At 37.8% G+C, this 4,075-nt stretch carries 3 protein-coding genes and 2 tRNA genes; 4 read left to right on the top strand and 1 reads right to left on the bottom strand.

Annotated features, from left to right (window positions below):
• The first annotated feature begins 32 nt into the window (after window positions 1-32).
• Together FD16_RS12310 and FD16_RS12305 are read left to right on the top strand one after the other, a co-directional pair.
• Window positions 33-105 (top strand) — tRNA-Asn (locus FD16_RS12310).
• A gap of 51 nt (window positions 106-156) precedes the next feature.
• Window positions 157-229 (top strand) — tRNA-Thr (locus FD16_RS12305).
• Between the two features lie 162 nt (window positions 230-391).
• On the opposite strand, the gene FD16_RS12300 is transcribed toward FD16_RS12305, so the two are convergent.
• The gene (locus tag FD16_RS12300; protein WP_010623044.1) at window positions 392-1,060 is read right to left on the bottom strand and encodes a YoaK family protein; all 669 of its coding nucleotides are present in this window, start codon (window positions 1,058-1,060) and stop codon (window positions 392-394) included.
• A gap of 532 nt (window positions 1,061-1,592) precedes the next feature.
• Between FD16_RS12300 and FD16_RS12295 the strand changes: the two genes are divergently transcribed.
• Window positions 1,593-3,092 (top strand): peptide MFS transporter, encoded by a 1,500-nt coding sequence (locus FD16_RS12295; protein ID WP_010623043.1) that lies wholly within the window; start codon window positions 1,593-1,595, stop codon window positions 3,090-3,092.
• A gap of 66 nt (window positions 3,093-3,158) precedes the next feature.
• Window positions 3,159-3,980 carry a metallophosphoesterase gene (locus FD16_RS12290; RefSeq protein WP_010623042.1) on the top strand — a complete coding sequence of 274 codons (822 nt, stop codon included), beginning with the start codon at window positions 3,159-3,161 and terminating at the stop codon, window positions 3,978-3,980.
• Window positions 3,981-4,075: the final 95 nt, after the last annotated feature.

Raw genomic sequence — 4,075 nt, 5'->3', positions numbered from 1 at the left:
CTGCAAGGGTAGGACGTTGCCATGCAAATTATTCCGGCATAGCTCAGTTGGTAGAGCGCCTGACTGTTAATCAGATTGTCGACGGTTCGAGCCCGCCTGCCGGAGTTGTGTTGAAAGGATGTTGACTACAATGATAGTTGACATCTTTTCGTTTATGCCGAATTAGCTCAGTTGGTAGAGCGCTTCCCTCGTAAAGAAGAGGTCGGCAGTTCGATTCTGCCATTCGGCACTACTGGTTTATAGATGTTTAAAAAGGACCTGAGAGTAGTTTGTAAAGCTACTTTTCAGATCCTTTTTTTATTAACGATGTATTGAATATTCCGGTTAAAGATCGAGTTACTTCAAAGACTATTGATGAAGTCATAATGTGGTTTAAAGCTTTTAAACTCAGTTATTCGTCTTTAGATCCGTAAAGTGATGACAACGCAATTAATATCACAATTGCTGGTATGACAATCGAAAATTTACTGATTATGGGTGTCGAAATAGCAATTAATGCCGCACCAATGATGAACGTAACCATAATTGACGCAGTAGTTTTAAGTTTATTAATTGCTGCTGTTTCGTGAAATATGAGTGCGTCAAAGCTCGTTTCAGCCAGTGTTCTAAGGTTACCTGTCATCATTAACGGAGTAAATGGTCCGCCGTTTAGACGACGAAACTCTTGTAGTTCTGCTGCAGCAGTGATTGACAATAAAATTGTTGCAATAATACTTGGCACAAATTGTGAAATACCCGCAATAATCAATAGTAGAACCGCTTCATAAATTAGTACCAGTTTGCGATGACCATTTTCATGCTCGTCAGACCATGTGCTGCGTTGCATAATTCTGATAATAATTGTTCCGACAAAAAACGCCAAAATAGAAATAATATAGCGTAAACTTGCGGACCAGTGCCCCTGGCCTAAATTAACACCCAAAAGAATCATATTTCCAGTTTGCAGACCGGCGAATACTTGACCGTGAAAAATGTATGAATAGGCATCAATACCTCCGGCAGCCATCGTCAATAATGCACCGAAAAATGTTTTCTCATATGTTGGAATTTTGTTAATCATGCTTAATCTCCTTAAATAAAGTCTAATCTTATGCCTAAGAAATAATTATAATATACCACTTTGAATTGATAAGAAATATTATTTAGTACTGATATTGAGCGATAATTATTGATGTAAACAACTATTGAAAGTGATAACAATATGATGTAGACCTGTGAAAAGTTCTCATGATTATTCACTATGGACAGAAAAAATTTAAATAAATTCATGACAAATACGATCAAATAGCAATTTTACCCTTGTTTTTACATAAAAGTTGGATTTAAAATGATAAAATCATTTGAATTGACTATTCAACTAACAAGGACTATTATTCCGTATATCTCATTATAATTTAATCTAGAAAGAAAAAAATTAGTAAATTATTAGAAAACGGTCTGTTTTACAACCATATTTTAATCGTTAATTGACGTTAATTATTTGAAAACAGTATAATAGACCTCATACTTTTAAGACTTGTCAGTTTACATTTTTATGAAAATTGGTTTGCACTAATTTGTATTAGTATTCAGTACGATATGGAGGAAATGTTTTGGGAAAGCAAAGGAATTCTGATACAGCCTTTTTGGGTCAACCCCGAGGCTTATCAACATTGTTCTTCACTGAAATGTGGGAACGATTCAGTTATTACGGTATGCGCGCCATACTGTTGTTCTACATGTACTACGCTGTTACTAAGGGTGGTTTAGGCTTCGACGAAACCACTGCGGCATCGATTATGTCGATTTATGGTTCTTTAGTTTATATGTCAGGGGTTGTTGGTGGCTGGCTAAGTGATCGTGTCTGGGGTAGTCGTCGCACCGTCTTTATTGGTGGTGTATTGATTATGTTTGGTCATATATCACTGTCGTTACCATTTGGATCTACTGCATTATTCGTCTCAATTGCATTAATTGTTGTTGGTACTGGATTACTGAAACCAAACGTTTCTGAAATGGTTGGTAGTTTGTATTCAGAGACTGATAAGCGTCGTGACGCTGGTTTCAGTATGTTTGTTTTTGGTATTAACTTGGGTGCTGCAGTTGCACCTTGGGCAGTACCATTTGCTGCCAGTGGATTTGGGTTCCATTTATTTGGCAGTGGAATGAATTTCCATGCAGGATTTTCACTTGCTGCAATTGGAATGTTCCTAGGCTTGGTACAGTATTACTTTGATGGTAAGAAGTACCTTTCAAAGGACAGCTTATATCCACAAGATCCAATTGAAAAAGAAAACTTACGTCCAATCATTATCTGGACAATTGTTGGTGTAATCGCGCTGGCTGCTATTATTGCCATTCTTGGTTTGACTGGTAACCTAACTATTAGCAATGTTATCTGGATTATTACGATTATTGCCATCGCGCTACCGATCATTTACTTCGTTATGATGCTTTCTAGCCGTAAGGTTACCAAAGTTGAACGCTCGCGTGTATGGGCATATGTACCATTATTTATTGCTGCAGCTGTATTCTGGGCAATTGAAGAGTCTGGCTCAGTTGTGCTAGCATTGTTTGCTGCTAACAGAACCGTTTTACACATTGGTGGCTGGCACTTCGCCGCTGCTAACTTCCAAACATTAAATCCTCTGTTCATCATGATTTTGACACCATTCTTTGTTTGGTTGTGGAGTACCTGGGACAAACAACCAAGTGCGCCTGGTAAGTTCTCAGCAGGTCTAGTATTTGCTGGTGCTTCATATATCTTTATGGCATTACCAGGTATTATTCATGGATCGACAGCCGGCCGTGTTAGCCCTTGGTGGTTGATTGGATCATGGTTCATTGTTGAAATTGCCGAAATGTTGATTTCTCCAATTGGACTATCAGTTACCACTAAGTTGGCACCAAAGGCGTTCCAATCACAAATGATGAGTATGTGGTTCTTAGCTGATGCAGCTGGTCAAGCTGTTAACGCTCAAATTGTTAAATTTTACTCATCTTCAACTGAAGTACCATACTTCCTCGCTGTTGGGCTTGTAAGTGTTATTATTGGGATTATTTTGTTCTTCTTCGTCAAACCAATACATCGTTTGATGGATGGAGTAGACTAGATTATAATGATAACGTCGAAATTAATATTTCGGCGTTTTTTTTTATATGTGTGGAGGTGTTGCAAAATGGTTAAAGTTGCCATGACCAGTGATAATCACTTTGATGTTAACCGAATTGATAGTGTTGAAATGGGTAAAAGACAAGCGGAATATTTACATCAACAACAGGTGAAAATTTACTTGATTGCCGGTGATCTATTTAATAACTTTGAAAATAGCCTGAATTATGTCCGACAACTTGATCACGAGGTGGGAGCCGATATGCAGGTTAGATGGATTGCTGGCAACCATGATATGCTTAATGCCGTCACATATGATGAGTTGGAAAACCTTACGACACCCACATATTTGCATAATCATTATTTAGATATAGCAAATACTAAGTGGCGCATTATTGGTAATAATGGTTGGTATGACTATTCTTTAGCTGAAGAAACTGGTAGTACTGATGATTTTGTTAAATGGAAGCGTGCTTACTGGATTGATGGCGGTATTAAGCAACCAATGAGCGATCTTCAAAGAATGGGGATCGTCCTTCATCAAACAGGAAAAATATTGCAGGACGCTACATTGACAGATAAAAAAATTTTGTTTATGACTCATTTTTCACCACGTAAGGAGTACATTCAGGTTCATCCTGAAATTAGAATGTGGAATATGAGTAACGGTATGATGGGGAGCCTCCATCTGGGTGAAATGCTAAAACAATATCACGTTCAAAAAGTGTTATTCGGACACCTTCACTTGCACGTTAATTCGCGGATATTGGATGATACGACATTCTATAACCAGGCAGTGGGGTATCATAAAAAGCGACATAATGAGTGGTACATGGATAATTTTTTCGATCAATGGCGTGAACAATTAAAAATCGTTAATCTGACGTGAAAATTACTAAAAAAATGTTGCAATTTGTTGACCGATTTTGTAAGATATAATAGTTGATTGTTTCGGAGGGGTAGCGAAGTCTGGCTAAACGCGGC

Origin of the sequence: Paucilactobacillus suebicus DSM 5007 = KCTC 3549, from assembly GCF_001434475.1 — a bacterium.
GTDB classification, from domain to species: Bacteria; Bacillota; Bacilli; order Lactobacillales; family Lactobacillaceae; genus Paucilactobacillus; species Paucilactobacillus suebicus.
The sequence above is the reverse complement of the archived record's forward strand: the minus strand, read 5'-3'. Positions and strand labels throughout refer to the sequence as shown.

Coding starts and splice junctions, on each gene's coding strand:
- FD16_RS12300 (WP_010623044.1), bottom strand. CDS start 1,060: ATGATTAACAAAATTCCAACATATGAGAAAACATTTTTCGGTGCATTA.
- FD16_RS12290 (WP_010623042.1), top strand. CDS start 3,159: ATGGTTAAAGTTGCCATGACCAGTGATAATCACTTTGATGTTAACCGA.